This is a genomic window from Streptomyces sp. NPDC001222 (genome assembly GCF_042896945.1).
Lineage (GTDB): Bacteria > Actinomycetota > Actinomycetes > Streptomycetales > Streptomycetaceae > Streptomyces > Streptomyces gibsoniae.
The window spans coordinates 30582-54499 of record NZ_JBIAXT010000002.1; the positions used below are offsets into that span (position 1 = coordinate 30582).

Genomic DNA, 23918 nt, shown 5'->3' on the forward strand with positions numbered 1-23918 from the left:
ACTTTCGACGGGCAGACGTCGACCCCGCCCGGTGTGTCCCGCCGGGCGGGGTCGACTCGTGACCGACAGCACGATCTGGAGGCATCAAGGGAGGAAGGAGGAAGCCGTCGACTGCCCAAGCGCTTTGGGCTTGGAGGACGGCCACAGCTGAATCTGCACAGCGGAAGCCGGGCCCGGCTCTGGTGTTGCTGTGACGCTGGACGTACGTACTACGCGGGGTGTCCTAGCCGAACTCGCCCTCGCGCACGCCCTCTCGGAACGCTGCCCACTCTTCCGCGGTGAACCGCAGAGGCGGCAGGTCGACGTGGTTGGAGTCACGGACCGCGACGGCTCCGCCACCAAGGTCCGCCACCTCGACGCAGTAAGGTCCGGTGGTGCTCTTGCTGCTCTTGACCCAGCGTGCATCCGTCAGGTCGAGCGCGTACAGTGCAGCCTTCTTCGCACGCATCAGAAGCTCCGTTCGACGCTCGGTTGTGCGTTCCTCATCCACCCTCACCCAGTCGGACCAACCTCGCAAACCGGCGGTAATCCCGCACCGGCCTCGTCGACCGGCGGCCATGGATCACGGACGCCGGGACGATGACGGCAGAGGACCCAAGTCGGGCTTCCTGAGCGGGCGTTGGGACGTCGGGGCATCCGACGGCGAAGACGCGAGCGCCCGCGCAGGGGGTGAGGCAACTCCCCTCGGGCGCAGGCGCACCGCGTGGTCAGCAGCCGAAGTCGATCAGGTTGAACGTGGCGTAGTGGTCGGAGGTGTAGTAGTCCTCCTCGTACTCCTGACCCGTGACGATGCGTCGTGCGCCGCGCGTCGAGGAGCCGGGGGTCTTGACCGTGTACTCGTGGTAGTAACCGCTCGACTGCTTGGGCAGGACGCCCTCGCGGTTCTGGAAGACGATGCCGTCCTGCGGGTAGGGGAAGGGCCCGTCACTGTCGATGAGGTCGAGAGTGTCGTGGGCCTGGGACGGCAGGCGGCTGTAGCAGATGCTGCCGACGGAGGTGGCAGCGGCGTCCGCGGTGGTGGCGGAGACGGTGCCACCCATGAGGAGGGCAGTCAGGACGGCGGCTGCGGCGCCGATCCGGGTTGCGCGTGGGGGGAATCTCATGGAGTCATGATGACGCGCGTAGAGCATGGCATGTCAATGACAACTCAACAATGTTTCCCGTGGCGTCTCATGAGTTCTCGGGACGTTAACCTGCGGCCCCCGGCCCTTGTGCCTGGGCCCGCGCGAGCGGATGCGGTCGTGGCGTACCGGCCGCTCGCGGTGGACGGTACGCCGAACGCGGCGGTGCTGCTCGCGGTGCTTCCGTCAGCCCACGTTCGTGGAGAACAGTCCGCCCGTCGGCCCCTGTTTGTCACCGCCCTGAGCCTTCTTCAGGGCGTTGGCGAGGCTCTCGATGGTGAGGGACTGCAGGATGACGCGGCCGTTGCCCTCCAGGGTGGCCAGGGACAGGCCCTCGCCGCCGAACACCATGTTCATGATCCCCTGGCGGTTGAGGCCGCCGACACGCTGGACGCCGTACTGAATGCCCTCCTCGAAGGCGACGACGCAGCCCGTGTCGACCTCGATGCGGCCGCCGAAGTCCGCGGGGTTGAGGTCGATGAAGTTGCCGGCGCCGGCGATGATCACCGTGCCGTACCCGGTGAACTTCTCCAGGATGAAGCCCTCGCCGCCGCTCATGCCGGTGCGGCCGCCCTGGAAGGCGATGCCGAAGTCGACGGTCGACTCGGCGGCCACGAAGGCGTCCTTCTCGGCGAACCATGCGCGCCTGCCGTCGAGCTCCAGCGCGCGCATCTCACCGGGGAGCACGCCCGCGAAGCCGACGGTGCCCTCGCCGCCCTGGGCCGAGAAGTACTGGAAGGCCAGCGACTCGCCCGCGAGCGCGCGCTGCCCGACCTGCATGGCGGTGCCCATCGCCTGGCGCAGAAAGCCGCCCATGCCGCCGCTCTGGCCCGCGCCCTGAGGCTGGCCGCCGCTGTTCGACGGGCCGGAGAGGCGGGTCTCCATCGTCACGTTCGTGGTCTTGAAGAGGAACTTGCCCGCCTCGCAGTACACGGTCTGGCCGGGGCTCAGGTTGACGACCGCCATCTGCATGGCGTTGCCGACGATTTCTTGCTGAAGAGTCACGAGGGGAGAACGCGGGAGCCGGTCCGATTGGTTCCGGGCCCCGCGAACCCGTTCGTCCGAGCCCCTCGAATCCGTTCGTCCAGGCCCCGCGAAACCGTTCGTCCGAGCCCCGCGAACCCGTTCGTCCGAGCCTCTCGAATCCGTTCAGCGGCGGTGGGTGCGTCCGCCGGTCAGCCGCCCAGTTCCTGGTGTCGCGCCCTCAGAGCCGCCGCGCCCTCCTCGGTCAGGGAGCCGTACAGGCGCAGCCGGGAGATGCCGCCGTCCGGATAGATGTCCACGCGCGCGTGGGTGCCGACGGCCTCCGCCGGAAGCACGAAGCGGTGGTTGCTGTCGGGCTGGAGGCGGGTGCGCGGCAGGATCTCGCGCCACTCGGCGCCCTCGGCGCTCCCGGCGTCCCCGGCGTCCCCGCCGCCACTGACCGACACCGACGCCCAGCCCGCCGCGTTTCCCTTCAGATACGCGGTGTCGATCTCGATCGCCCGGATCCGCGCCTCGGCCGCCAGCCGGTAGCGGATCCAGTCATGGCCCCGGTCGCGGCGGCGCCGTGTCTCCCAGCCGTCGTCCATCTTGCGGGAGCGGCCCGGCCGGATGGTGTTGGTGGCGGGCGAGTAGAAGAGGTCGGAGGCGTCCTCGACCCGGCCGCCGTGCTCCAGGGCGACGACGTCGAAGGTGCCCAGCACCCGCAGCCACTCGGGGTCGGGCACCACGTCGCCGTACACCCGCAGCCGCGCGATGCCGCCGTCGGGGTGCTGGTTGACGCGCAGATGTGTGACCCGTTGCTCCGCCGCCACGACGAAGCCGTTGGCCGCGTGGCCGCCGACCGGTGTGCGCGGGACGAGTGTCGTCCACTTCACGTCGTCGGCGAGGAGGTCCTCCGGCGAGGGGGTGCCCGGCACCGAGGTGCCCTCGATGGACACCGCCTGCGGGTAGTTGCCCCGGAAGTGCGCCGTGTCGACGAGGATGCCGCGTACGACACCCGGCGCACCCAGCCGGACCAGTGCCCAGTCGTGGTCGTCCGCGGTGGGCCACGGGTGCCCGGCCGAGGCGCCGCGGCGGCGCCTGGACTCCCAGCCGTCCATGACCTTGCCCTTGTGCCCGAAGCGCTCGGGGTGGAACTCGGCCCGCTCCGGCACCAGCAGGTTCTCGCGCGGGGCGAAGAACTCGTCGTTGGCCGCGATGACCGCCGCGCCGAGGCGGCGGTCGGCGAGGTCGACGTGGTGGATGAAGGGGAAGTCGGCGGTGCGGTAGTCCGCGTACGGGTCACCGCCGGCGTAGGGGTGTGCGTCGCCGGTGAAGCGGGCCGGACCGGTGGGATGCTGCGCCGTCACGGTGATCAGATCGTCCTTTCGGGGTTCGGCCGGTGCGAGGTCACGTCAGTGGCTCCGGGTGAGCAGCCTGCCCTTCGGCTCGGTGAACTCGCCGTTCGCCGCGATGCGTTCGCCGCGCAGCCAGGTGGACCTGACCACCCCGGACAGGGTCCGGCCGGCGTACGCGGTGACACGGTTGCGGTGCTGGAGGGCGGCGGGGTCGACGGTGAACGTCTCGTCGGGAGCGAAGACCGCGAAGTCCGCGTCGTGGCCCGCCGCGACGGCACCCTTGCGGGATCCGAGCCCCACAAGACGCGCCGTGTGCGTGGACATCCAGCGGACCACGTCCTCCAGGCCGTGGCCGCGCCGGCGTGCCTCGGTCCACACGGCGGGGAGGCTCAGTTGCAGGCCCGCTATGCCGCCCCACGCCGTGGCGAAGTCGCCCGTCTTCAGGTCGGCGGTCGACGGGGAGTGGTCGGTGACCACACAGTCGATCGTGCCGTCGGCGAGCGCCTGCCACAGCAGATCCTGGTTGGCGGCCTCGCGGATGGGCGGGCAGCACTTGAACTCGCTTGCTCCGTCGGGGACTTCCTCGGCTGTGAGGGTCAGATAGTGCGGGCAGGTCTCCACCGTGATCCGCACGCCCTCCGCCCGTGCGGCGGCGATCAGGGGCAGTGCGTCACCGGAGGACAGATGCAGTACGTGCACCCGTGCGTCGAGCCGCCTGGCCTGGGCGATCAGCTCGGCGATGGCGGTGTCCTCGGCGTCCCTCGGCCGGGACGCCAGGAAGTCGGCGTACTTGGGGCCGCCCTGCTGCGGGGCGGCGGCGAGGCGGTGCGGATCCTCGGCGTGGACGACGAGGAGGCCGCCGAAGCCCGCGATCTCGGCCAGGGAGCGGGCGAGCTGCTCCCGGTCGAGGTGCGGGAACTCGTCCACGCCCGAGGGTGACAGGAACGCCTTGAAGCCGAAGACGCCCGCGTCGTGCAGCGGCCGTAGGTCCTTGATGTTGTCGGGCAGCGCCCCGCCCCAGAAACCGACGTCGACATGGGCCTTGTCGGCCGCGGTCCGCTGCTTGGTACGGAGATGGCCGACCGTCGTGGTCGGCGGCAGGGAGTTGAGCGGCATGTCGACGAGGGTGGTGATGCCGCCCGCCGTCGCCGCCCGGGTGGCCGTCCAGAAGCCCTCCCACTCGGTCCGGCCCGGGTCGTTGACGTGGACGTGGGTGTCGACGAGTCCGGGCAGCAGGACGTCGTCGCCGAAGTCCTCCAGTCGCGCTCCGGCCGGCACCTGGGCGTCGTAGGGCAGGACGGCCGTGATCGTGCCCCCGGCGACCGCGACGGACGCGGCGCGCGTCCCCTCGGGCGTGATGACGCGTCTCGACCGCAGCACCAGTTCAGCGTCGGACACCCGGGCCCCTCTCTCCGCGCCGTCGCCGCCTCCGGGAGCGGGACGGGCGCCCACCCCACGGAATTCAACGTTCTGTTGAAGGAGTCTTCACCCCGCTTCCGACGCCGTCAAGGGCGGGACCGCCGTCCGGCGCCCCGGCGTACGCCTTCTGAGCCTTTCTGCCAGACGGAAGTAGGCTTCCAGTGAGCAGAACATCGCTCCGTACCAGCGGGGACCCGACCGCCTGCCGGGTAGGCTGCTGCCCCTCCCGCCAGTCCCGAAAGGAACGCGCCGTGCCGACGTCGACGTCCAGCGCCAGCGACGCCCCCGCCAAGTCCGCCACGGGCGGGGTGCAGTCCCTCGAGCGCGCTTTCGACCTGCTGGAGCGGATGGCGGACGCGGGCGGCGAGGTCGGCCTCAGCGAGCTGTCCGTGAGCAGCGGGCTGCCGCTGCCGACGATTCACCGTCTGATGCGCACGCTGGTGGCCTGCGGTTACGTACGTCAGCAGCCCAACCGCCGGTATGCGCTCGGCCCCAGACTGATCCGGCTCGGCGAGTCGGCGTCCCGGCTGCTCGGCACCTGGGCGCGCCCCTGTCTCGCCCGGCTGGTGGAGGAGACCGGCGAGACCGCGAACATGGCGCTGCTCGACGGCGACGAGATCGTGTACGTGGCGCAGGTGCCGTCCAAGCACTCGATGCGGATGTTCACCGAGGTGGGCCGCCGGGTGCTGCCGCACTCCACGGGCGTGGGCAAGGCGCTGCTCGCCACCACGCCGGACGACGAGGTGCGCGCCCTGCTGGCCCGCACCGGTATGCCCGCCGCGACGGAGAGGACCATCACGACGCCGGATGCCTTCCTCGCCGCTCTGGAGGAGGTGCGCCGGGTCGGGTACGCGGTCGACGACAACGAGCAGGAGATGGGGGTCCGGTGCCTCGCGGTGTCCGTGCCCGGCGCCCCGACGGCCGCGGCGATCTCCATCTCAGGCCCGGCGGGCCGGGTCACCGACGCGGCGACGGAGCGGATCGTGCCGGTGCTCCAGCAGGTGGCGAGGGAACTGTCAGAGGCCCTGGCCGGCGCGGGGAACTGACCACCGGACCGGCCGCCCGGCCGGCCGCCGGTCCGCCACCCCGCGCCTCAAGACAGGCCGCCGCACCGGTCAGCCGCGTCGCGGCTCCCCGAACTCCTCCACCGCGTCACGGACCTCCGCGAGCCCCCTGGCGAGAGCGCTGACCGAGCCGATCGCGCCGGCGATCAGCAGCAGGGAGCGGCGCAGACGCGGGATCTCCGGAACGCCGCCCGCGGCCATCGCGGCGAGGACGGCGAGTTCGTCCTCGGCGATGCCCCGGTCGGGGAACTCGGCCGGGAGAGTGGCGAGTTCACGGCGCAGCCGGGACACCGCGGTCCGCAGTTCCACCACCCTCGGATCCTCGTCGCTGCCGGTCACCGGTCTCTGCCCCAAGCTCCGCAACACAGCTTCCCCCTCACACCGTGTCGTGCGCACGGCGGCGCACCACCGCCCGTCGCCCCGTGGCGTCGGCCCGGCGCCCGGGGACGCGGGTCAGTAAACGCCACGGGGTGCGCCGGGCGCCACCGCGCGGACCGAAATTCAGTCCCGGGGCGCCACACGGCCGCCGCGGGGTCAGGTATGCAGGACGTATGACGCGAAGTGAAGACGGCCGGGCCGAGGTCGCCGGACTGCTCCTCGCCGCGGGCGGTGGACGGCGGCTGGGCGGGCGCCCGAAGGCCCTGCTCGTGCACCGGGGACGTCCGCTGGTTGAGTACGCGGTGGGGGTGCTGAGGGCGGCCGGGTGCGGTCGCGTCCATGTGGTCCTGGGGGCGGCGGCCGAGGAGGTGCGGGAGCGCACGGATCTGTCCGGCTGCGTGCTGGTGGACAACCCGGACTGGGAGCAGGGCATGGGCTCCTCGCTGCGCGCCGGACTCCACTCGCTCGCCGGTACGGGCGCGCGGGCCGCCTTGGTCTCGCTCGTCGACCAGCCCGGCATCGGACCGCAGGCGGCGGCGCGGGTCCTTGCCGCGTACGAGGACGGGACCTCGCTGGCCTCGGCCGCGTACGGGGGTGTCCGGGGTCACCCGGTGCTCCTCGGGACCGCGCACTGGGCCGGGATCGCGGCGTCCGCCGCCGGGGACCGGGGAGCCCGCGCGTATCTGAAGGAGCACGAGAACGCGATGCGGCTCGTCGAGTGCGGGGACGTGGCGCGGCCGTACGACATCGACACCGAGGGCGACTTGGTCCACCTGGAGTGACCGGCGGTTCTCCTCGGGGCACTCGGTGACACGGAGCGCCGCCCTGCCTCGAAGTGGAGAATCTCGACGTCAACAGATCATTGAGCTTCCACCATGAGGAAACTAGTATCCACTAATCAGAAGCACCTGACTGCTCACAGGCGTGGTCAGCCACATCCGGATCCCCTGGCACCCGGTGCCGTAACCCGTGCTGCGGCTCCTCACGTCAGCTCGCCGAAGGAAGTGACAGCTCATGTCCGCACCAGCGCCGTCGCCGGTCGTCATCGACGCCGAGCCCCTGCCGCGGCAGGACGAGGTCCTCACCGAACCGGCCCTCGCCTTCGTGGCCGAGCTGCACCGCCGGTTCACCTCCCGGCGGGACGAGTTGCTCGCCCGCCGGGCCGAACGCCGGGCGGAGATCGCGCGCACCTCGACCCTCGACTTCCTCCCGGAGACCGCCGCGATCCGCGCGGACGACACCTGGCGGGTGGCCCCCGCACCCGAGGCCCTGAACGACCGCCGGGTCGAGATCACCGGACCCACCGACCGCAAGATGACCATCAACGCCCTCAACTCGGGGGCGAAGGTCTGGCTCGCGGACTTCGAGGACGCCTCCGCGCCCACCTGGGAGAACGTGGTCCTCGGCCAGCTCAATCTGATCGACGCCTACACCCGGGCCATCGACTTCACCGACCCGGCGACGGGCAAGTCGTACGCCCTGCGTCCCGACGCGGACCTGGCCACGGTCGTCATGCGGCCGCGCGGCTGGCATCTGAACGAACGTCATCTGCTGGTCGACGGAGAGCAGGTGCCGGGCGCCTTCGTCGACTTCGGCCTGTACTTCTTCCACAACGCCCGGCGCCTGCTCGACCTCGGCAAGGGCCCCTACTTCTATCTGCCGAAGACGGAGTCGCACCTTGAGGCCCGCCTCTGGAACGACGTCTTCGTCTTCGCCCAGGACCACCTCGGCATCCCGCAGGGCACCGTCCGCGCCACCGTCCTGATCGAGACGATCACGGCGGCCTTCGAGATGGAGGAGATCCTCTACGAACTCCGCGACCACGCCTCCGGGCTGAACGCGGGCCGCTGGGACTACCTCTTCTCCATCGTCAAGAACTTCCGTGACGGCGGGGCGAGGTTCGTGCTGCCGGACCGCAACGCGGTCACGATGACCGCGCCGTTCATGCGCGCGTACACCGAACTCCTCGTCCGCACCTGTCACAAGCGCGGCGCGCACGCGATCGGCGGCATGGCGGCGTTCATCCCGTCGCGGCGCGACGAAGAGGTCAACCGGGTCGCCCTCGAGAAGGTCAAGGCGGACAAGGACCGTGAGGCGGACGACGGCTTCGACGGCTCCTGGGTCGCCCACCCCGACCTGGTGCCGATCGCCATGGCGTCCTTCGACCGGGTCCTCGGCGACCGGCCGAACCAGAAGGACCGGCTGCGCGAGGACGTCGACGTCAAGGCGGCCGACCTGATCGCCGTCGACTCCCTGGACGCCAAGCCGACGTACGCGGGCCTGGTCAACGCCGTCCAGGTCGGCATCCGCTACATCGAGGCCTGGCTGCGCGGCCTCGGCGCGGTCGCCATCTTCAACCTGATGGAGGACGCGGCGACCGCGGAGATCTCCCGCTCCCAGATCTGGCAGTGGATCAACGCGGGCGTCGAGTTCGAGAACGGCGAGAAGGCGACCGCCGACCTGGCCCGCAAGGTCGCCGCCGAGGAGCTCGCGCACATCCGGACCGAGATCGGCGCGGAGGCCTTCGCGGCGGGCCACTGGCAGCAGGCCCACGACCTGCTGCTGAAGGTGGCGCTGGACGAGGACTACGCGGAGTTCCTCACTCTGCCGGCGTACGAGCAGCTCGCCGGCTGACCCGCTCCCCGGGGCTCGCCGGCCGGTTCACTCCGCGGTCTTCTCCGAGTGGCCCAGGGGCTTTCCCGGGGCCACTCGGTCGCGTACGAGGCGCTTGACCGCCGTGGGCTCGGGGAAGCCCTGCTCGCGGCGGTCCCAGACGACCTCGTCGTTGACCCGTACGACGAAGACCCCGCCCTTGCCCGGCTTGAGCGCGAGCTCCGTCAGCTCGGTCTCGAACGTCGTCAGCAGCTCCTGCGCCAGCCAGGCCGCGCGGGGCAGCCAGCGGCACTGGGTGCAGTACTCGATCTGGACGCGGTACTCGCCGTCCGCGGGCGTGTCCGTCATCCCAGGTGCACCGACCAATCCTGTTCCGCCGCCGGTTTGCCGTGCAGGTCGGGGACCCGCTTGAGCCAGGCCGGCCGGCCCTGCTGTGTCCGTGCCGCGCGCAGGGCCTCCTCGGCGGCGAGTTCCTCCCGGGTGGGGAAGTCGGTGGGCAGCCAGGACTCGGAGGCCTTCACTCGCGCGCAGAGATAGTCCACGTAGGCCCTGCGGACCTCGGCGGGCGTGGCGAAGCCCGGTTCGCCGCTCAGCCACGCGTCCGGGACCTCCTCGGTGATCTCGCGCAGCAGCTCCTCGGTCACGCGGGGCGCGAGATCGGCCTCGGCGGCCCGCATGTCCGGGGTGAAGTGGCCGAGGGCGTGGTGACGGAAGTCGTACGCCTTCTCCGGCGCGGAGGCGTCCCAGCGGTGGTGGAAGACGAGGGCGGCACCGTGGTCGATCAGCCACAGCCGCGGGGGTGCCGTGCCGAAGGTGGGCCAGACCATGAGATTGGAGCTGTGGACCGTACGGTCGACGTTGACGGTCAGGGCGTCGAGCCAGATGATCCGGCCCGCCTCCACCGGATCGACCGTGCAGGCCTGAGCGACCTCGGGGGTGAAGTCCCGGGCGCCCGGCAGATAGTCCATGCCGAGATTGAGACCGGGACTCGCGTTCAGCAGGTCGCGCACCTCCTGGTGGGGTTCGTGCGCGGCGATCGCGGGGTCGAAATGGGTGAACACCAGTTCAGGGATGCGCAGCCCGAGCCGACGGCCCAGCTCCCCCACGATCACCTCGGCGACCAGCGCCTTCACGCCCTGAGCGGAGCCGGTGAACTTGACGACGTAGGTTCCGAGGTCGTCGGCCTCGACGATCCCGGGCACGGAGCCGCCGGACCGCAAGGGCGTGACGTATCGGGTGGCGGTGACCTCCCTCAGCATTTTCCCAGGCTCCACGGCTCTTCTGCCTTACGTTTCACGAAGCACGCCGAAACAGTGGCAGTGCGCCCCTTGCTTCCGGCCCCGGCACGAAGTGAGCATAGTAACCGAGCGTGACAGCCGACGAGAAGTGCGCGAGCCGTCGCGCCGACCTCCTTCGCGTCACACTTCGGAACTGCCCCCCTCGCCTTGGGCGAGAGGGGCAGTTCAGCGGATGCCGACCCGCCGATCAGTTACAGATGATCACGGACGCGGATCCTTGTACACGAGAGTCCTGCCACCCCGGGTCACCTCGACATGGGTGGTGTACCTCCCGCAGAAGTTGTTGATCGACACCTTGACGGTTCCGGCGCTCACCGGTCGGGGCACGCCGCATCCGCCCTCAGGGCGTCATGTCGGTCGCGGCGGCCGGCTCGCGGGTGCCACCGACAGCGGTCCCGGGCGCTTGACTCGCGGGCGCGCCGCCCCGTCCGGCCAGTCGGCACCCGAGGCAGTTCGCATGGCCCCGACGCGCGGAGAGGTCCCGCACGCGCATGCCCCGCCGGTCGGCCGGCCGCGGCCCCGGCGGCTTGCCCCAGCCCGCGAGGTGCAGGAACCACGTGGTCAGCACGGACACCACGACGAGTCCGAGCCCAAGCCAGACCCCCGCACGCCAGCCGCAGATGCCCGCGCCGATCAGCAAAGTCCCTGCGGTGGCGAGGACGCAGCCCGTCCACCCGGCCAGGGTGTGGCCTTCCTCGTGCCCATGTTCGCCCATGTGCCCGCCTCCCCGCGCGCACCCGACCGGCCTACACACGTCACGACCCGTCGACGGCGCTCCGCACTCTTATGATGGCTTGTCAAGTAAGGAATTTATCTTAGTAACTAAGGGAAACGCAATGGAGGGCAAGTCACGCCCGGCCGCCTCCGCCTCGGATGCCATCTGCGCACTGCACGACCTCGTCGCGACGAGTGTCGTGGGGCAGCAGGAGCTCGCCCGCAACCTCGGGCTGAGCGTCATGGACCTCATCTGCTTCACCCATGTCCTCGCGGCCGGGGACTCCGTGGTCACCGCCGGTGATCTGGCCGCACGCGCCCATGTCACCACCGGTGCGGTGACGGGCATCCTCAACCGACTGGAGCAGGGCGGGTTCGTCACCCGGGAGCCCGACCCCACCGACCGGCGCCGGGTGCGGGTCGTCGCCGTCCCGGCCGCCGCCGACCGGGTGCGGGCCGTCCACGGCCCCTACCACGCGCTGCTGGCGGACCTGTTCTCGCAGTACACGCCGGACGAGACCGCCGTCATCGCCGACTGGTTCCTGCGCGCCGCCGCGCTGGCCCGCACCTCCCTGACGGATCCTGCGAGACCTGAACCGCCGCGGAGCCGTCGTCCGTCCGCACAGGTCGGCTGATCGTCGGCCGGCGGCCCGAGGTCAGCGGCAGGCAAGCGGATTCGGCAGGGGCAGATAGCGCGCGTCCGCGCCGTCCGCGCCCGTCCAGCGCAGCAGCAGGTTCGTCTTGCCCGGGAGGGTGGGCGAGGCCAGCAGGGCGGGAATCTCGGGGACGGGGTGGCGGGCCAGTTCCGCGCGGGCGGCGGGCCACGGGTTCCAGCCGGGGTGGCGCTCCGCCAGCAGCGCGGCCACCTCGGTGAGGTTGTTGACGACGAGGCAGTACACCAGCCGCTCCCAGCCCGCCTCCCGGGACACGTCCGTGAGGAGCTTGACGCCCTCCGCGTCCCGGAACAGCGCCTGTACCGGCAGGCCCGCGGCGTCCACCGCGATCAGCGTGTTCTGCAGATGCGCCTCCAGAACGACCCCATGGCGCTCGAACGCCTCCAGGGTCGGGGGCACGACCTGGCGCAGATACGCCGTCCACCAGGCCGCCGGATCGGTGAGCCGGGCCAGCGGGCTGCCGTCGAAGTCCTCCTCGACGAGGGCCGCGGCGAGCAAGGGGGTGGCATCCGGCAGCAGATGGGGGTGCAGACCGTCGCGGACCAGGACGGCCAGTTCCTCGAAGGCGAAGTCGGCCGTGCGGTAACCGCGGTCGCTCAGCCAGGCCGCCGGGCCCGGGTGCGCGGCGAACGCGGCCACCGCCGCCGCGTCGGTGCGGCGCAGCTTGAGCAGATCGTGGCGCCACAGCCGGCGGATGTCGTTGGTGATCCGTACGTCCAGGCTGAACTTCAGGAAGTGGTCGCCTCCGGGGGCGTACACCGTGCGGATCGCGGCCGTGGGCCACACCGTCCCGGGGGCGCCGTCGAGCCGCAGCAGCCGCCCGTCCTCGAACGCCTCGCGGATCTCCGGGCGCCCGCCGATCAGGTCGAGCTGCCAGGGGTGCGCGGGCAGCAGCCGGTAGCCGGGCGGGGCGGTGCCCAGCGCGTCGAGCGCCGTGGTGTCGCCCTCCTCGACGACGGTGTCCTCGCGCACCCCCAGAAGGGTGAGCGGAAAGCGGGCGTGCGCCTCGGGCGCGTACGGCAGCCAGCTCGCGACCGGTCCTCCGCCGCGCGCCTTGGGCGCAGGGTGGTGCGGATGACCGGTGATCAAGGACTGCTCGGAGCGCACATAAGGGTCGGGCGACGGGGTCGTACGGGCACGTGCGGCGAGGATCGCGGCCACCGCGTCCCGGCTGTCGAGCATCTCGCCGGGCAGTTCCGGGTTGGACAGACCGGTGGCCCGGCGCAGCTCCTCGGCGGCGAGTTTGACCAGCTCGGCGTGGGTGAGCGGATGCCAGGTACCGTCGGTGTGCAGCTCGGGGTCGCGGGGGCGCCGGGCGCCGCGCACGCGCAGCAGCCGTCCGCCCGCCCGCAGCCGGTGGACGCCCTGCTCGCCGGCGGGGTCCGCGGCCTCCCGGAGCAGACAGTTGAGCAGCGGCGCCGCAGCGTAGGCGTCGGCGGGCTCGGGGACGCGGTCCCTGGGGTGCATGCGGTCCACGCGATCCATTCGTTCCGTACGGTGCACTGACGATCAGTATGTCTGTCGTGGTCCGGCACGACGAATGCGCCGCCCGTCCCCGAGGAGTTCGAACGTGTCCCCTTCCCCCTCCGCCGAGATCCGGTTCGCCCGCGAGCTGGAGGGCGTACGGCCCGATCTGTCGGCGGCGTACGCGGCCGCCCTCCCCGGCGCCCGGGCCGCGGTCCTGTCGCGCCTGTGGCGGGCACTGGTCCATGAGCCGCTGCCGTGGGCGGTCCGCCGTGAGCCGACGCGCGAGGGGCTGATCCTCCATCTGGCGGACGGGCGCCGGCTGCACGGGCCGCCCGCCGACCCGTATGCGACCACCGCGTACGTCACCGAGGTGCTGCTGGACGGTCGTGGTCACGACCGGGCGGCGGAGCTGGTCACGGCGCTCGGTGTGCCGGGCGGTGCCGCGTTCGCCGCCGAGCTCGACGACAGCACGGCCTCGCTGGCGCTGTCGCGCGCCGACCAGCCGGACAGCGCACCCGAACCGGTGACCGGCTGGGCATGGGAGCAGCGGGTGGTGGACGGACACCCGTACCACCCCAACTGCCGCTCACGGCCCGGCTTCTCGGTCGCCGAGCAACTCGCCTACGGGCCCGAGCACCGGCCCCTGGTACGCCTCGGCCTGGTCCCGGCGGACGACGGTGTGCTGCGGGGCGAGTGGCCGGCGTGGCTGTGGGACGGGGGGCGCCCGCTGGTGCCGGTGCATCCCTGGCAGACGGCGCATGTGCTCGGCCGGGCGGCGCACGACGGTCCGGTCGCGCATCCGCTGCTGTCCCTGCGCACCCTGGCCCTGTCCGATGACGGCCCGCATGTGAAGACCGCGGTCAGCGCCCGGCTGACCTCCTCCGTACGGGACATCTCGGTCGCGTCCGTCGAGACTGCGCTCGTCGTCTCCGAGTTCGCGGAGTCGGTCGCGGCGCGCACCGACGGACTGCTGCGTGTCACCCGCACCCTGGGTGCGTTCAGCGCGCACTCGCCCGATCTGGCCGCGATGGTGCGCGAGTCGCCCGAGAGCTGCGCGGATCCGGCGGCGGGCGAGCGGGTCGTCCCGGTGGCCGCCCTGCCGGCCACCGGACTCGCGGCGTCCCCGGCCTGGCTCGCCGCGTTCACCCGTCTCGCGCTGACCGTGGGGCTGCGCCTGCTCGATCTGGGCGTGGCCCTGGAGGCGCACGGCCAGAACCTGCTGGTGGTGCTCGGGCCCGCGAACGAGCCGCTGCGGTTCGTCTACCGGGATCTCGCGGACGTCCGGGTGAGCCCGGCCCGGCTGGCCCGGCACGGCATCAAGGCTCCGGAGGTGGCCGACCGGATGGTCACGGACGACGAGACGGCCCTGCGCCGCAAGCTGTTCGGCGCGCTCGTCGGGGGCTCGCTGGCGGCCACGGCGGGTTCGGCACCCGCGCTGGGGGCGGCACTGGAGGCCGTCGTACGGGAGCTTCCGGCCACGTCCGATCTGGTGGCGCTCCGCGAGGAGCCGCTGCCCGCGAAGGCGTTGACGCTGATGAGGCTGTCCCCCGGGAGTGGCGGGGATCTGTGGACGCAGCTGCCCAACCCGCTCGTTCGCATGCCCGTCCCCTGGGATCAATAAGATCGTTTTGAAGCGCGCACCCATTGATCAATAAGATCCGCCGATGATCACAAGACAACGGCTGGCGGCGGGCGTCTGCGCCCTGCTCGCCGCCCTGGCGGCCGGGATCGCCGTCCCGGCCGGCGCCGTCGCCGACGAGACGACAGCCCAGGCCGCGCCCAAGGTCGATCTCGTCCTCGACGTCAGCGGCTCGATGCGGGCGCGCGACATCGACGGCGACTCGCGGATGACGGCGGCGAAGCAGGCCTTCAACGAGGTCCTCGACGCGACGCCGGAGGGGGTGCAGCTCGGCATACGGACGCTGGGCGCCAACTACCCCGGCAACGACCGCAAGACGGGCTGCAAGGACACCGCACAGCTGTACCCGGTGGGGCCGCTGAACCGGACCGACGCCAAGACGGCCGTGGCGACGCTGCAGCCCACCGGGTGGACGCCGATCGGCCCGGCCCTGCTGAAGGCGGCGGACGACCTCGACGGGGGCAACGGCACCCGCCGGATCGTCCTCATCACCGACGGCGAGGACACCTGCGCCCCGCTCGACCCGTGCGAGGTGGCCCGGGAGATCGCGGCCAAGGGGGTCGGGCTGACCATCGACACGCTGGGACTCGTCCCCGACACCAAGCTGAGCAAGCAGCTGAGCTGCATCGCCGAGGCCACCGGCGGCACCTACACCTCGGTGGAGCACAAGACCGAACTCTCCGGCAAGGTCAACCAGTTGGTGGACCGGACGGCGGACAAGGTGGTCACTCCGGTCGCCGTGGACGGCACCGAGCAGTGCACGACGGCACCCACGCTCAAGTCGGGCCTGTACACGGACCGCGAGGAGTTCGGGCAGCACCGCTTCTACCGGGTGGACGTGAAGCCGGGTCAGGAGCTGCGCGCCTCGGTGAGCATCTCCGACGACCGGCAGGTGAACCCCGACTACGGCGTGACACTGCGGGCGATCACCGTGCGCGGTCGGGAGATCGTACGCGGTGAGGCGACCGGCACGGGCCGTACGGACGTGATGTCGACGGGCCTGCGCTATCCGAAGGCGGAGAGCGACGACGAGAACGCGCCCGCCGAGACGGTGTGCCTCCAGGTCGCCAACTCCTTCTCCCCGGTGGCGGGTGTGAAGACCACGCCCGGCCTTCCGCTGGAGCTGACGGTCGACGTCGTCCACGGTCCCGACCAGGCGAGCGACGTGGCCTCCTTCGGCCTCGGGCGCGGCTGGTGGCTGCTCGGCGCCCTCGTTCTGATCGGCTTCCTGGCGGGTGTGCTGTGGGGCTGGCTGACGCGCTGGCGGGTCGCGATCTGGAGGACCAACTGATGTTGTTCGTAAGAGCGTTGAGCGCGGCTGCCCTGCTGCTGGGTGTCGCCGCCGCCCCCGCCCTCGCCGACGCCTCGCCCTCGGCGAGCCCCTCGGACGACGGTGCCGCGCCCACCTCGGCGGGCACGTCGTTCCGTACGGCGACGGAGATCCAGCAGGGGCAGCAGGCCACGGCCGACGCCTCCACGGGTGACTACCTGTACTGGCAGTTCCCCGCGGAGGCCGGGCAGCGGCCCACCGTGAAGGCGACGGTGAAGCTGCCCTCGTCGTCCCGGAGCGGGACGCAGACCTGGCAGCTGGACGTGTACGACGGGCTGCGGCGCCGTCAGGCGTGCCAGTACGGGGCGCAGACGCGCACCGCGGCCCAGGGGGCGGCCGCAGTCGACCTCGCGTGCACGCTGCGCACGGTCCGCGCCTGGTCGGAGGCCTGGTCCAACGACCCGCTGCCGGGCACGTACTACGTCCGTCTGACCGCCGTGGGGCTCGGCGCGGCCGACCTCGGAGTGCCGGTGAACACCCAGATCCAGGTGGACTCCAAGGACATGGGCGGCGCGGCGGCGGTGGACGGTTCGCTGGCCGAGCCGCTGGTGCCGGGCATCGCACAGAAGTCCTCGGATTCCGGCTCCGGTTCCGGCTCCGAGACGGACGCGCCCACTCTCTCGTCGCTCAAGCCGGACACCTCCGGCTGGTGGTCCGACCGCTGGGTGTGGACGGCGATCGGCGGTGTGCTCGCGGCGCTCGCGGGCATCGGCGGCTATGCGCTGACGCGCGGTTCGGGACGGCCGTACCGGGTGCCGCCGGGCGCCTGACGCCCGGTCGTCCACGGGTGGTGGGGCCCGCCGTGTCCGGGGGACGCGGCGGGCCCCGCCCGTGTCCGGGGACTCCGGGCTGCTCCCCGAGTCCTGTCAGTCCCCGCGCAGCACCTTCGCGAGCGTGCTGTCCCCCGACACCGCGACGCGCCCGTCCGTCACGGCCTGCTGGAGCGTCAAGGTACCGTCCCCCAGGGCGGTACAGGTCGGCGCGTCGAGGGCCAGCCGGGCGTCCGGCTCCTCCGGGGCGGCCCCGTCGCCGTACACCGGGCCCTCCTGGACGCCGAGCCGCAGATGGAACCTCCCCTCGTCGAGCCGGACCTCGACCAGTCCCTCACCCGGCAGCGCGCGCAGCAGCGGCAGGGCGAACCAGTGCGCGCGTACCGCGTCCGTCGGCCGGCGTTCCGCCAGCGCGGGCGCGCCCCAGACCCCGAGAGCCTGGAGCACCGGCAGCAACTCCCGCCCTCGGGAGGTGAGTTCGTAGACGTACGCCGCTCCGGGCGGCGGCAGCCGGCGGCGTGCGGTCAGCCCGTCGCGCTCCATGTCCTTCAGCCGGGACGCCAGGACGTCCGTGCTCACGCCCGGCAGGTCCGCGTGCAGATCGGTGTAGCGACGCGGACCGGCGAGCAGCTCGCGGACGATCAGGAGGGTCCAGCGGTCGCCGACGGCGTCGAGGGCGCGGGCCGTGGAGCAGTACTGGTCGTAGCTTCGGCGAGGTGACATGCGACGCAGTCTAGACGTGTTGTTGGACTTTCCAAGCGTCCACTTGGTAAAACCAAGCAACCACGGTTAGCGGAGGGGAAGCGGTCGTATGGAGTTCCGTCAGTCGAGCAAGCTGAGTGAGGTCTGTTACGAGATCCGCGGTCCGGTGATCGAGCACGCCGACGCGCTGGAGGAGGCGGGCCACAGCGTGCTGCGCCTGAACACCGGCAACCCCGCGCTCTTCGGCTTCGAGGCGCCGGAGGAGATTCTTCAGGACATGATCCGGATGCTGCCGCAGGCGCACGGCTACACGGACTCACGCGGCATCCTCTCCGCCCGCCGCGCCGTGGCCCAGCGCTACCAGGCGAGGGGCCTCGAGGTCGACGTGGACGACGTCTTCCTCGGCAACGGCGTGTCCGAGCTGGTCTCGATGGCCGTACAGGCCCTGATCGAGGACGGCGACGAAATCCTCATCCCCGCACCGGACTTCCCCCTCTGGACGGCCGTGACCACCCTCGCGGGCGGCAAGGCGGTGCACTACCTGTGCGACGAACAGGCCGACTGGTACCCGGACCTCCAGGACATGGCCTCCAAGATCACGGACCGCACGAAGGCCGTCGTGATCATCAACCCCAACAACCCGACGGGCGCGGTCTACCCGAAGGAGATCATCGAGGGCATCCTCGACCTGGCCCGCCGTCACGGCCTGATGGTCTTCGCCGACGAGATCTACGACCAGATCCTCTACGACGACGCCGTGCACCACTCGGCCGCCGCGCTCGCCCCGGACCTGGTGGTCCTCACCTTCTGCGGACTGTCCAAGACCTACCGGGTCGCGGGCTTCCGCTCCGGCTGGCTCGTCGTGACCGGCCCGCGGCAGCACGCCCGCGACTATCTGGAGGGCCTGACGATGCTGGCCTCCATGCGGCTGTGCGCCAACGCCCCCGCCCAGTACGCCATTCAGGCCGCACTCGGCGGCCGGCAGTCCATCGAGGAGCTGACCGCGCCCGGCGGCCGCCTCGTTGAACAGCGCGACGTGGCGTGGCAGAAGCTCAACGAGATCCCGGGTGTGTCCTGTGTGAAGCCGAAGGGCGCGCTGTACGCGTTCCCGCGCCTCGACCCCAAGGTGCACAAGATCCACGACGACGAGAAGTTCGTCCTGGACCTGCTGCTGCGGGAGAAGATCCAGGTGGTCCAGGGCACGGGCTTCAACTGGCCGGACACCGACCACTTCCGCATCCTCACCCTGCCCCACGCGGACGACCTGGAGGCGGCGATCGGACGGATCGGCCGATTCCTGAGCGGCTACCGCCAGTAGGGCCGAGCGGCGCAGCCTGTCCTGCGGCCACGGGGAGAAGGTGCCACCGTACGAAGGAAGACAGAAAGGGCACGACGATGGGTGACCTCCTCCTCGTACGGCACGGCGAGACCGAGTGGTCGTTGTCCGGGCGGCACACCGGTTCCACCGACGTCCCTCTCACGGACCGGGGCCGGGAGCAGGCGCGCCGGCTCGCTCCGCTGATCGCGCGGCATCGCATCGAGTCGGCGTTCGTCAGCCCGATGGAGCGGGCCCGGGAGACGGCCCGGCTGGCGGGGATCGGGGGCGCGCGCGTCGACGCGGACCTGGCCGAGTGGGACTACGGCGGATACGAGGGGGTGACGACCGTCGAGATCCACCGGACGCAACCGGACTGGTTCCTGTTCACGGACGGCGTGGCGCCCGGTCCCCCGGACCATCCCGGGGAGAGCCCGGAGGAGGTCGGGGCGCGCGCGGACCGGATGATCGCCAAGATCGACGCGGCGCTCGCCGAGGGGGAGGGCAGCGTGGTCGTCGTCTCCCACGGCCACTTCCTGCGGGTGCTGACCGCGCGGCGACTCGGCCTGCCGACGTCGGGGGGCGCGCTGTTCCAGCTCTCCACGGGGACGATGAGCCGGCTGAGCACGGAGCACCGGCGCCATGTGGTGGCCGGGTGGAATGTCAGACCCGACGCCTACTGTTCTCATGGGTCCCTCTCCGCGGGGGAGGCGGGGCCGTCCGAGGAGTGAGGGAGGGGCCGTGATCAGACCGCCTACCGCCGTGCAACAGCGCCTGATCGCAGCCGCCGACCCCCTCACCGGGCGGCTGACGGGGACAGACGTCCAGCTCGCCGCGCTGGTGAAGCGGGGGCTGGCCTTTCGGCATCCGCGTCCGCCGCACGACCACTTCCTGACCCCGGCGGGTCATCGCCTACGGGAGACACCCGCCGGGCAGCCACCGGCGGCCGCGCCCGCGCCCGCCGACTCCGGTGTGTTCGCCGCACGCGTCGGCGGTGAGGCGCCCGCGGACAGCGGACCGGCCCGGCTGCGGGAGGTCCGCGGCGCCTGGCAGGGGCTGCTGGAGCTGCGCCGGATGACCAATCCCGACGGCGCCACGGACCGCCCCTGCGGCTGGGAGCGGACCCATCTGGTGCAGGCCGCCGCGCTCGCCCTGGAGGGGGCCGGGCACCGGCCCGCGACCGGCGACCAGGGCACCGGCTACCGGGTACGCGCGACGCCGCAGCCGGAGGCGGTCGCCGTGCACGAGCCGGACCTCGCGGCGCTGCGCGCCTGCGCGGCCACGCTGGAACAGGCGGGCTGGCAGACGAGCGAACACACACAGCCACGGACGCGGGCCCGCTATCTGCTGGCATCCCCGCGACGGGCGTGAGGGACATGCCAGGATCGGTGGGCCGGAGCGTCCGGTCGAAGCCGGGAGAAGGGGAAGCCTTGAGCGAGCCGTTTGCCGTCCGCGTGACTGTCCGGGGGTACGAGACCGACTCCCTGGGCCACCTCAACCAGAGCGTCTACCTGCAGTACGCGGAGCACGCCCGCTGGTGCATGCTCCAGGAGGCCGGGGTGGGCCAGTCCGAGTTGCTGTCCAAGGGGATCGGTCCCGTCGCCCTGGAGACGACCATCCGCTATCTGCGGGAGCTGCGCGCGGGCGACGAGGTGGACGTGACGTGCGCCTTCGAGTGGGGCGAGGGCAAGACGTACCGGGTCGTGCAGTCGATACGGAAGACGGACGGTACGGTCGCCGCCGAGGTGACCGGCGTCGGTGGCCTGCTGGACCTCGAGGAGCGCAGGCTGCTGGCCGACCCGCAGAGCCGCTTCCGGGCGCTGACGGGCAGGCCGGAGCTCTTCGGCCTGTGAGCGCCGCGCCTACGCGTCGAGCGACTCCGGGGCGCGCCCGGCCTCGTGGACCGCACGCGCCGCCGCTGCTGCTTCTCACGCCTCCTCGAACGCCCGCCTACTTCACCGGACGGCTGCCCGAGGCGCGGCCGTGCCAGGAGTTCCGGTGGCGCTGAATCGGGCTGCGCGGAGCCCGGTGACCTGGGATGCTGCGTGTCCATGGCCGCACGACGCATCAAGCCCAGCCTTTACATCTCCGTCGACATCGAGGCCGACGGCCCGATCCCGGGTCCGTACTCCATGCTGAGCCTCGGCGCGGCGGTCGCCGGTGTGCAGGACGCGGACGGGTTCACGGCCGCCGATCCGGAGGATCACACCTTCTATCGCGAGCTCAGGCCGATCGCCGACGCGTTCGTGCCCGAGGCGCTGGCGGTGAGTGGCCTCGACCGGGAGAGGCTGACGGCCGAGGGAGCCGAACCGGCCGTCGCACTCGGCGAGTTCAGTGACTGGGTGCGCGAACTGAGTACGGGGGCCCAGCCGGTGATGTGCGGCTACCCGGCGTCGTACGACTGGACGTTTCTGTACTGGTATCTGATCCGCTTCACCGGCGCGAGCCCCTTCGGGCACTCCGGCTGCCTGGACATGAAGACGCTGTACGCGACGAAGGCCGGGCTGCCGCTGCGGGCCGTGGCGAAGGGGACCATGCCCCGTCATCTCCTGTCGACGCGCCCCCACACCCACCATGCCCTCGACGACGCGATCGAGCAGGCTGAGCTCCTCGCCCGGCTCATGGCGTGGCCGGGGCCCGCGTAGGCACCCGACACGCCGCTCCGGGGCACGCGCGGGTGCGCGTGCCCCGGTGACGGCCGCCGTGGGCCCCCGCTCGGGTCCACGGCGTCCGGCCGGGAGCCGTCCCTCCCGGCCGGGGTCTTCGCCGCTCAGGCCTGCGCGGCGATCCGTGCGAGGCGCTGGGCCTCCTCCCGTGTGGAGCGGGCGACGGCGTCCTCGTCGACGTGCAGCAGCCGTCCGTTCTCGACGACCGGTTCGCCGTTCACGAGGGACAGCGTGACCGGGGCCGCCGCGCCGAAGACCAGCGCGGTCACCGGGTCGGCGATCGAGGCGTGGGCCAGCGTGTCGAGCTTCCACAGCACGAGGTCGGCGAGCTTGCCCGGCTCCAGGGACCCGATCTGCGCCGCACGGCCGAGGACCTGAGCGCCTCCGTAGGTGCCGAGGCGCAGCGCCTGACGGGCGTTCAGGGCGGATTCCCGGTGCGCGCCCAGGCGGTTGATCAGGAGCGCGTTGCGCAGTTCGGTGTGGAGTTCACCGGACTCGTTGGACGCGGTGCCGTCGACGCCGAGGCCGACCGGCACGCCCGCCGCGAGCATGTCGGGGACCCGGGCGATGCCCGCGGCCAGCCGGGCGTTGGAGGACGGGCAGTGGGCGACCCCCGTCCTCGTACGGGCGAAGGCGGCGATGTCGGAGTCGTTCATATGGACGCAGTGCGCCATCCACACGTCCTCGCCCAGCCAGCCCGTCGACTCGAAGTAGTCGGTGGGGCCCATGCCGAACAGCTCGTGGCAGAACTTCTCCTCCTCGACCGTCTCCGAGCCGTGGGTGTGCAGCCGCACGCCCTTGCGCCGCGCCAACTCCCCGCCCTGCCTGAGGAGTTCGGTGGTGACCGAGAACGGCGAACAGGGCGCCACCGCCACCTGGGTCATGGCGTCGAAGGAGGCGTCGTGATGCTCGTCGATGGTCGCCTCGGTGGCCGCAAGCGCGCCTTCGAGGGTCTCGACGGCGAAGTCCGGCGGCAGGCCGCCGTCCTTCTCGCTGCGGTCCATGGAGCCACGGGCGAGGGTGAAGCGGAGCCCCGTCTCGCGGGCGGCGCGGATGATGACACCGGACAGGTCGCCGCAGCCCTTCGGATAGACGTAGTGGTGGTCCATGGCGGTGGTCACCCCGCCGCGGGCCATCATGGCGAGCGAGCCCTGTGCCGCCGCGCGGAGCATGGGCTCGTCGATGCGGGCCCAGATCGGATAGAGCGCGACGAGCCAGTCGAAGAGGTTGTGGTCCGTGGCCAGGCCCCGGGTGATCCACTGGTAGAAGTGGTGGTGGGTGTTGACCAGGCCGGGGGTCACGAGGTGGCCGGACGCGTCGACACGGCGTACGACACCTTCCAGGCCCTCGGGGGCCGCCCCCGCCCCGACCGCCTCGATCCGGTTGCCGGCGACGACGACGTGTCCCGATGCGTACTCGGTGTCGTGGGCGTCCACGGTCGCGATCGAACAGTTCTCGATGACGATGCGCCGGACTGTCATGATTCGTGGTTCTCGCTTCCGTCACAGGTTGGTGAGGTCCACCGGGATCCGTGCCTCGCAGCCTTCCCGCAGGAGGGTCGCCTCGATCAGGCCGTACGGCCGGTCGGCGGCGTAGTACACCTCGTCGTCGTTCTTCAGCCCGAACCGCTCCAGGTCCACCAGGAAGTGGTGTTTGTTCGGGAGGGAGAGGCGGACCTCGTCGATCTCGCCACGGTGCTCGATGACGCGCGCGCCCATCTGGTACAGGGTCTGCTGCAGCGACAGGGAGTAGGTCTCGGCGAAGGCCTGGAGCAGGTGCCTCCTCGCCTCCGCGTAGGACGTGTTCCAGTCCGGCATCCGCTGGGCGTCGTCGCTCCAGCCGAAGCGCCAGCGGCCGGTGACGGACGTGGCCAGGATGCGGTCGTGCGTCTCGGGCAGTGTCGTGTACTTGTCCTTCGCGAAGCCCCAGAACTCGGAGTCGGTCGAGTTCAGCACGGTCAGATCCGTGAGGCCCGAGACGACCTCCCATGACGAGCCGTCGTAGGTGATCTGCGTCAGCCGGGTCTCCTGGCCGTTGCGGACGAAGGAGTGCGCGCCGCGCCCCGTGTGCTCGATCCGGTCCCAGGCGTACTCCTCGATCCGGATCCGCGCCCGGCGGATGGGCTCCTGGGACGTCACGAAGTGACGGGCGAGATGGATGCCGAACTGCTCGGCGGACTCGATGCCGTGCTCCTTGGCGAAGGCGAACACCGTGTTCTTGGTGCTGTCGGTCGGCAGAACATGGGCGTTGGAGCCGGAGTAGTGGACCTCGTCCATGTCGCCGCAGAGCGAGACGGACACGTTGAGGTCCTTGATGTGGTGGGTGGCGCCGTCCCGCGTGATCCTGACGACTCGGTTCTCGGCCTTGCCGTACTGGTTCTGTCCGAGGATCACGGGGCGGGTGGGGCCGGAGTTGACGGTCATACAG

General features: G+C 71.6%; 25 protein-coding genes. 12 read left to right on the plus strand and 13 right to left on the minus strand.

The window, feature by feature from the left end:
* Positions 1 to 223: 223 nt before the first annotated feature.
* The 5 genes from ACFY2Z_RS03220 to allB all read right to left on the minus strand — a co-directional run bounded on the left by ACFY2Z_RS03220 (position 224) and on the right by allB (position 4840).
* On the minus strand, positions 224 to 448 hold the full coding sequence (locus ACFY2Z_RS03220; protein WP_390742454.1) for a DUF397 domain-containing protein: 225 nt from the start codon (positions 446 to 448) through the stop codon (positions 224 to 226).
* A gap of 259 nt (positions 449 to 707) precedes the next feature.
* A complete protein-coding gene (locus tag ACFY2Z_RS03225; RefSeq protein ID WP_390742455.1) occupies positions 708 to 1103 on the minus strand; it encodes a ribonuclease domain-containing protein in 396 nt (131 codons plus the stop codon).
* A gap of 204 nt (positions 1104 to 1307) precedes the next feature.
* A complete protein-coding gene (locus tag ACFY2Z_RS03230) occupies positions 1308 to 2126 on the minus strand; it encodes an AIM24 family protein (RefSeq protein WP_388967930.1) in 819 nt (272 codons plus the stop codon).
* Between the two features lie 170 nt (positions 2127 to 2296).
* On the minus strand, positions 2297 to 3454 hold the full coding sequence (gene alc, locus ACFY2Z_RS03235; RefSeq protein WP_390742456.1) for an allantoicase: 1158 nt from the start codon (positions 3452 to 3454) through the stop codon (positions 2297 to 2299).
* 45 nt (positions 3455 to 3499) lie between these two features.
* Positions 3500 to 4840 carry an allantoinase AllB gene (gene allB, locus ACFY2Z_RS03240; RefSeq protein WP_390742457.1) on the minus strand — a complete coding sequence of 447 codons (1341 nt, stop codon included), beginning with the start codon at positions 4838 to 4840 and terminating at the stop codon, positions 3500 to 3502.
* Positions 4841 to 5112: 272 nt separating this feature from the next.
* Here allB and ACFY2Z_RS03245 point away from each other — a divergent pair, with 272 nt between their 5' ends.
* Complete coding sequence (locus ACFY2Z_RS03245; protein WP_390742458.1) at positions 5113 to 5907, plus strand: IclR family transcriptional regulator; 795 nt, start codon at positions 5113 to 5115, stop codon at positions 5905 to 5907.
* A 69-nt stretch (positions 5908 to 5976) separates the two neighbouring features.
* Here ACFY2Z_RS03245 and ACFY2Z_RS03250 read toward each other — a convergent pair whose 3' ends face one another.
* Positions 5977 to 6291 carry a DUF5955 family protein gene (locus ACFY2Z_RS03250; protein ID WP_390742459.1) on the minus strand — a complete coding sequence of 105 codons (315 nt, stop codon included), beginning with the start codon at positions 6289 to 6291 and terminating at the stop codon, positions 5977 to 5979.
* A 185-nt stretch (positions 6292 to 6476) separates the two neighbouring features.
* On the opposite strand from ACFY2Z_RS03250, the gene ACFY2Z_RS03255 reads away from it, so the two are divergent.
* Positions 6477 to 7085 carry an NTP transferase domain-containing protein gene (locus ACFY2Z_RS03255; RefSeq protein ID WP_390742460.1) on the plus strand — a complete coding sequence of 203 codons (609 nt, stop codon included), beginning with the start codon at positions 6477 to 6479 and terminating at the stop codon, positions 7083 to 7085.
* 232 nt (positions 7086 to 7317) lie between these two features.
* On the plus strand, positions 7318 to 8937 hold the full coding sequence (gene aceB, locus ACFY2Z_RS03260; protein ID WP_390742461.1) for a malate synthase A: 1620 nt from the start codon (positions 7318 to 7320) through the stop codon (positions 8935 to 8937).
* Positions 8938 to 8964: 27 nt separating this feature from the next.
* Here aceB and ACFY2Z_RS03265 read toward each other — a convergent pair whose 3' ends face one another.
* The 3 genes from ACFY2Z_RS03265 to ACFY2Z_RS03275 all read right to left on the minus strand — a co-directional run bounded on the left by ACFY2Z_RS03265 (position 8965) and on the right by ACFY2Z_RS03275 (position 10929).
* Positions 8965 to 9264 carry a SelT/SelW/SelH family protein gene (locus tag ACFY2Z_RS03265; protein ID WP_390742462.1) on the minus strand — a complete coding sequence of 100 codons (300 nt, stop codon included), beginning with the start codon at positions 9262 to 9264 and terminating at the stop codon, positions 8965 to 8967.
* Positions 9261 to 10175 (minus strand): HipA family kinase, encoded by a 915-nt coding sequence (locus ACFY2Z_RS03270; protein WP_390742463.1) that lies wholly within the window; start codon positions 10173 to 10175, stop codon positions 9261 to 9263. The genes ACFY2Z_RS03265 and ACFY2Z_RS03270 overlap by 4 nt, the downstream gene beginning before the upstream one ends.
* 379 nt (positions 10176 to 10554) lie before the next feature.
* Positions 10555 to 10929 (minus strand): HGxxPAAW family protein, encoded by a 375-nt coding sequence (locus ACFY2Z_RS03275; protein ID WP_390742464.1) that lies wholly within the window; start codon positions 10927 to 10929, stop codon positions 10555 to 10557.
* Positions 10930 to 11050: 121 nt separating this feature from the next.
* Between ACFY2Z_RS03275 and ACFY2Z_RS03280 the strand changes: the two genes are divergently transcribed.
* Positions 11051 to 11563, plus strand: a complete 513-nt coding sequence (locus ACFY2Z_RS03280; RefSeq protein WP_390742465.1) for a MarR family winged helix-turn-helix transcriptional regulator — start codon at positions 11051 to 11053, stop codon at positions 11561 to 11563.
* Positions 11564 to 11584: 21 nt separating this feature from the next.
* Here ACFY2Z_RS03280 and ACFY2Z_RS03285 read toward each other — a convergent pair whose 3' ends face one another.
* A complete protein-coding gene (locus tag ACFY2Z_RS03285; RefSeq protein ID WP_390742466.1) occupies positions 11585 to 13087 on the minus strand; it encodes an IucA/IucC family protein in 1503 nt (500 codons plus the stop codon).
* Between the two features lie 55 nt (positions 13088 to 13142).
* On the opposite strand from ACFY2Z_RS03285, the gene ACFY2Z_RS03290 reads away from it, so the two are divergent.
* Genes ACFY2Z_RS03290 through ACFY2Z_RS03300 form a run of 3 tightly spaced genes read left to right on the plus strand, consistent with a single transcriptional unit; the run spans position 13143 to position 16808 of the window.
* Complete coding sequence (locus ACFY2Z_RS03290) at positions 13143 to 14690, plus strand: IucA/IucC family protein (protein ID WP_390742467.1); 1548 nt, start codon at positions 13143 to 13145, stop codon at positions 14688 to 14690.
* 43 nt (positions 14691 to 14733) lie between these two features.
* Positions 14734 to 15999, plus strand: coding sequence for a VWA domain-containing protein (locus ACFY2Z_RS03295; protein WP_390742468.1), 1266 nt, complete (start codon positions 14734 to 14736; stop codon positions 15997 to 15999).
* On the plus strand, positions 15999 to 16808 hold the full coding sequence (locus ACFY2Z_RS03300) for a hypothetical protein (protein ID WP_390742469.1): 810 nt from the start codon (positions 15999 to 16001) through the stop codon (positions 16806 to 16808). Before ACFY2Z_RS03295 ends, ACFY2Z_RS03300 begins: the two co-directional genes overlap by 1 nt.
* Positions 16809 to 16904: 96 nt before the next feature.
* Here ACFY2Z_RS03300 and ACFY2Z_RS03305 read toward each other — a convergent pair whose 3' ends face one another.
* Entirely contained in the window at positions 16905 to 17531 is a 627-nt protein-coding gene (locus tag ACFY2Z_RS03305; RefSeq protein WP_390742470.1) for a winged helix-turn-helix transcriptional regulator, read from the minus strand.
* Positions 17532 to 17619: 88 nt separating this feature from the next.
* Here ACFY2Z_RS03305 and ACFY2Z_RS03310 point away from each other — a divergent pair, with 88 nt between their 5' ends.
* The 5 genes from ACFY2Z_RS03310 to ACFY2Z_RS03330 all read left to right on the plus strand — a co-directional run bounded on the left by ACFY2Z_RS03310 (position 17620) and on the right by ACFY2Z_RS03330 (position 21470).
* Positions 17620 to 18828 carry a pyridoxal phosphate-dependent aminotransferase gene (locus ACFY2Z_RS03310; RefSeq protein ID WP_390742471.1) on the plus strand — a complete coding sequence of 403 codons (1209 nt, stop codon included), beginning with the start codon at positions 17620 to 17622 and terminating at the stop codon, positions 18826 to 18828.
* 77 nt (positions 18829 to 18905) lie between these two features.
* Complete coding sequence (locus tag ACFY2Z_RS03315; protein WP_390742472.1) at positions 18906 to 19556, plus strand: histidine phosphatase family protein; 651 nt, start codon at positions 18906 to 18908, stop codon at positions 19554 to 19556.
* 10 nt (positions 19557 to 19566) lie between these two features.
* Entirely contained in the window at positions 19567 to 20196 is a 630-nt protein-coding gene (locus tag ACFY2Z_RS03320) for a hypothetical protein (RefSeq protein ID WP_390742473.1), read from the plus strand.
* 59 nt (positions 20197 to 20255) lie between these two features.
* Positions 20256 to 20678 carry an acyl-CoA thioesterase gene (locus ACFY2Z_RS03325; protein WP_390742474.1) on the plus strand — a complete coding sequence of 141 codons (423 nt, stop codon included), beginning with the start codon at positions 20256 to 20258 and terminating at the stop codon, positions 20676 to 20678.
* A gap of 198 nt (positions 20679 to 20876) precedes the next feature.
* Positions 20877 to 21470 carry an exonuclease gene (locus tag ACFY2Z_RS03330; RefSeq protein WP_390742475.1) on the plus strand — a complete coding sequence of 198 codons (594 nt, stop codon included), beginning with the start codon at positions 20877 to 20879 and terminating at the stop codon, positions 21468 to 21470.
* 125 nt (positions 21471 to 21595) lie between these two features.
* On the opposite strand, the gene ACFY2Z_RS03335 is transcribed toward ACFY2Z_RS03330, so the two are convergent.
* Positions 21596 to 22972, minus strand: coding sequence for an 8-oxoguanine deaminase (locus ACFY2Z_RS03335; RefSeq protein ID WP_390742476.1), 1377 nt, complete (start codon positions 22970 to 22972; stop codon positions 21596 to 21598).
* A gap of 21 nt (positions 22973 to 22993) precedes the next feature.
* On the minus strand, positions 22994 to 23914 hold the full coding sequence (pucL, locus tag ACFY2Z_RS03340) for a factor-independent urate hydroxylase (RefSeq protein WP_390742477.1): 921 nt from the start codon (positions 23912 to 23914) through the stop codon (positions 22994 to 22996).
* Positions 23915 to 23918 lie beyond the last annotated feature (4 nt).

What these genes read in the sequence shown, in the direction of transcription:
- ACFY2Z_RS03285 (WP_390742466.1), bottom strand. Translation starts at nt 13,087, where the DNA reads ATGGATCGCGTGGACCGCATGCACCCCAGGGACCGCGTCCCCGAGCCC.
- ACFY2Z_RS03280 (WP_390742465.1), top strand. Translation starts at nt 11,051, where the DNA reads ATGGAGGGCAAGTCACGCCCGGCCGCCTCCGCCTCGGATGCCATCTGC.
- ACFY2Z_RS03335 (WP_390742476.1), bottom strand. Translation starts at nt 22,972, where the DNA reads ATGACAGTCCGGCGCATCGTCATCGAGAACTGTTCGATCGCGACCGTG.
- ACFY2Z_RS03295 (WP_390742468.1), top strand. Translation starts at nt 14,734, where the DNA reads ATGATCACAAGACAACGGCTGGCGGCGGGCGTCTGCGCCCTGCTCGCC.
- ACFY2Z_RS03305 (WP_390742470.1), bottom strand. Translation starts at nt 17,531, where the DNA reads ATGTCACCTCGCCGAAGCTACGACCAGTACTGCTCCACGGCCCGCGCC.
- aceB (WP_390742461.1), top strand. Translation starts at nt 7,318, where the DNA reads ATGTCCGCACCAGCGCCGTCGCCGGTCGTCATCGACGCCGAGCCCCTG.
- ACFY2Z_RS03315 (WP_390742472.1), top strand. Translation starts at nt 18,906, where the DNA reads ATGGGTGACCTCCTCCTCGTACGGCACGGCGAGACCGAGTGGTCGTTG.
- ACFY2Z_RS03275 (WP_390742464.1), bottom strand. Translation starts at nt 10,929, where the DNA reads ATGGGCGAACATGGGCACGAGGAAGGCCACACCCTGGCCGGGTGGACG.
- ACFY2Z_RS03220 (WP_390742454.1), bottom strand. Translation starts at nt 448, where the DNA reads ATGCGTGCGAAGAAGGCTGCACTGTACGCGCTCGACCTGACGGATGCA.
- ACFY2Z_RS03300 (WP_390742469.1), top strand. Translation starts at nt 15,999, where the DNA reads ATGTTGTTCGTAAGAGCGTTGAGCGCGGCTGCCCTGCTGCTGGGTGTC.
- ACFY2Z_RS03330 (WP_390742475.1), top strand. Translation starts at nt 20,877, where the DNA reads ATGGCCGCACGACGCATCAAGCCCAGCCTTTACATCTCCGTCGACATC.
- ACFY2Z_RS03310 (WP_390742471.1), top strand. Translation starts at nt 17,620, where the DNA reads ATGGAGTTCCGTCAGTCGAGCAAGCTGAGTGAGGTCTGTTACGAGATC.
- pucL (WP_390742477.1), bottom strand. Translation starts at nt 23,914, where the DNA reads ATGACCGTCAACTCCGGCCCCACCCGCCCCGTGATCCTCGGACAGAAC.
- ACFY2Z_RS03270 (WP_390742463.1), bottom strand. Translation starts at nt 10,175, where the DNA reads ATGCTGAGGGAGGTCACCGCCACCCGATACGTCACGCCCTTGCGGTCC.
- ACFY2Z_RS03225 (WP_390742455.1), bottom strand. Translation starts at nt 1,103, where the DNA reads ATGAGATTCCCCCCACGCGCAACCCGGATCGGCGCCGCAGCCGCCGTC.
- ACFY2Z_RS03265 (WP_390742462.1), bottom strand. Translation starts at nt 9,264, where the DNA reads ATGACGGACACGCCCGCGGACGGCGAGTACCGCGTCCAGATCGAGTAC.
- ACFY2Z_RS03255 (WP_390742460.1), top strand. Translation starts at nt 6,477, where the DNA reads ATGACGCGAAGTGAAGACGGCCGGGCCGAGGTCGCCGGACTGCTCCTC.
- ACFY2Z_RS03290 (WP_390742467.1), top strand. Translation starts at nt 13,143, where the DNA reads ATGCGCCGCCCGTCCCCGAGGAGTTCGAACGTGTCCCCTTCCCCCTCC.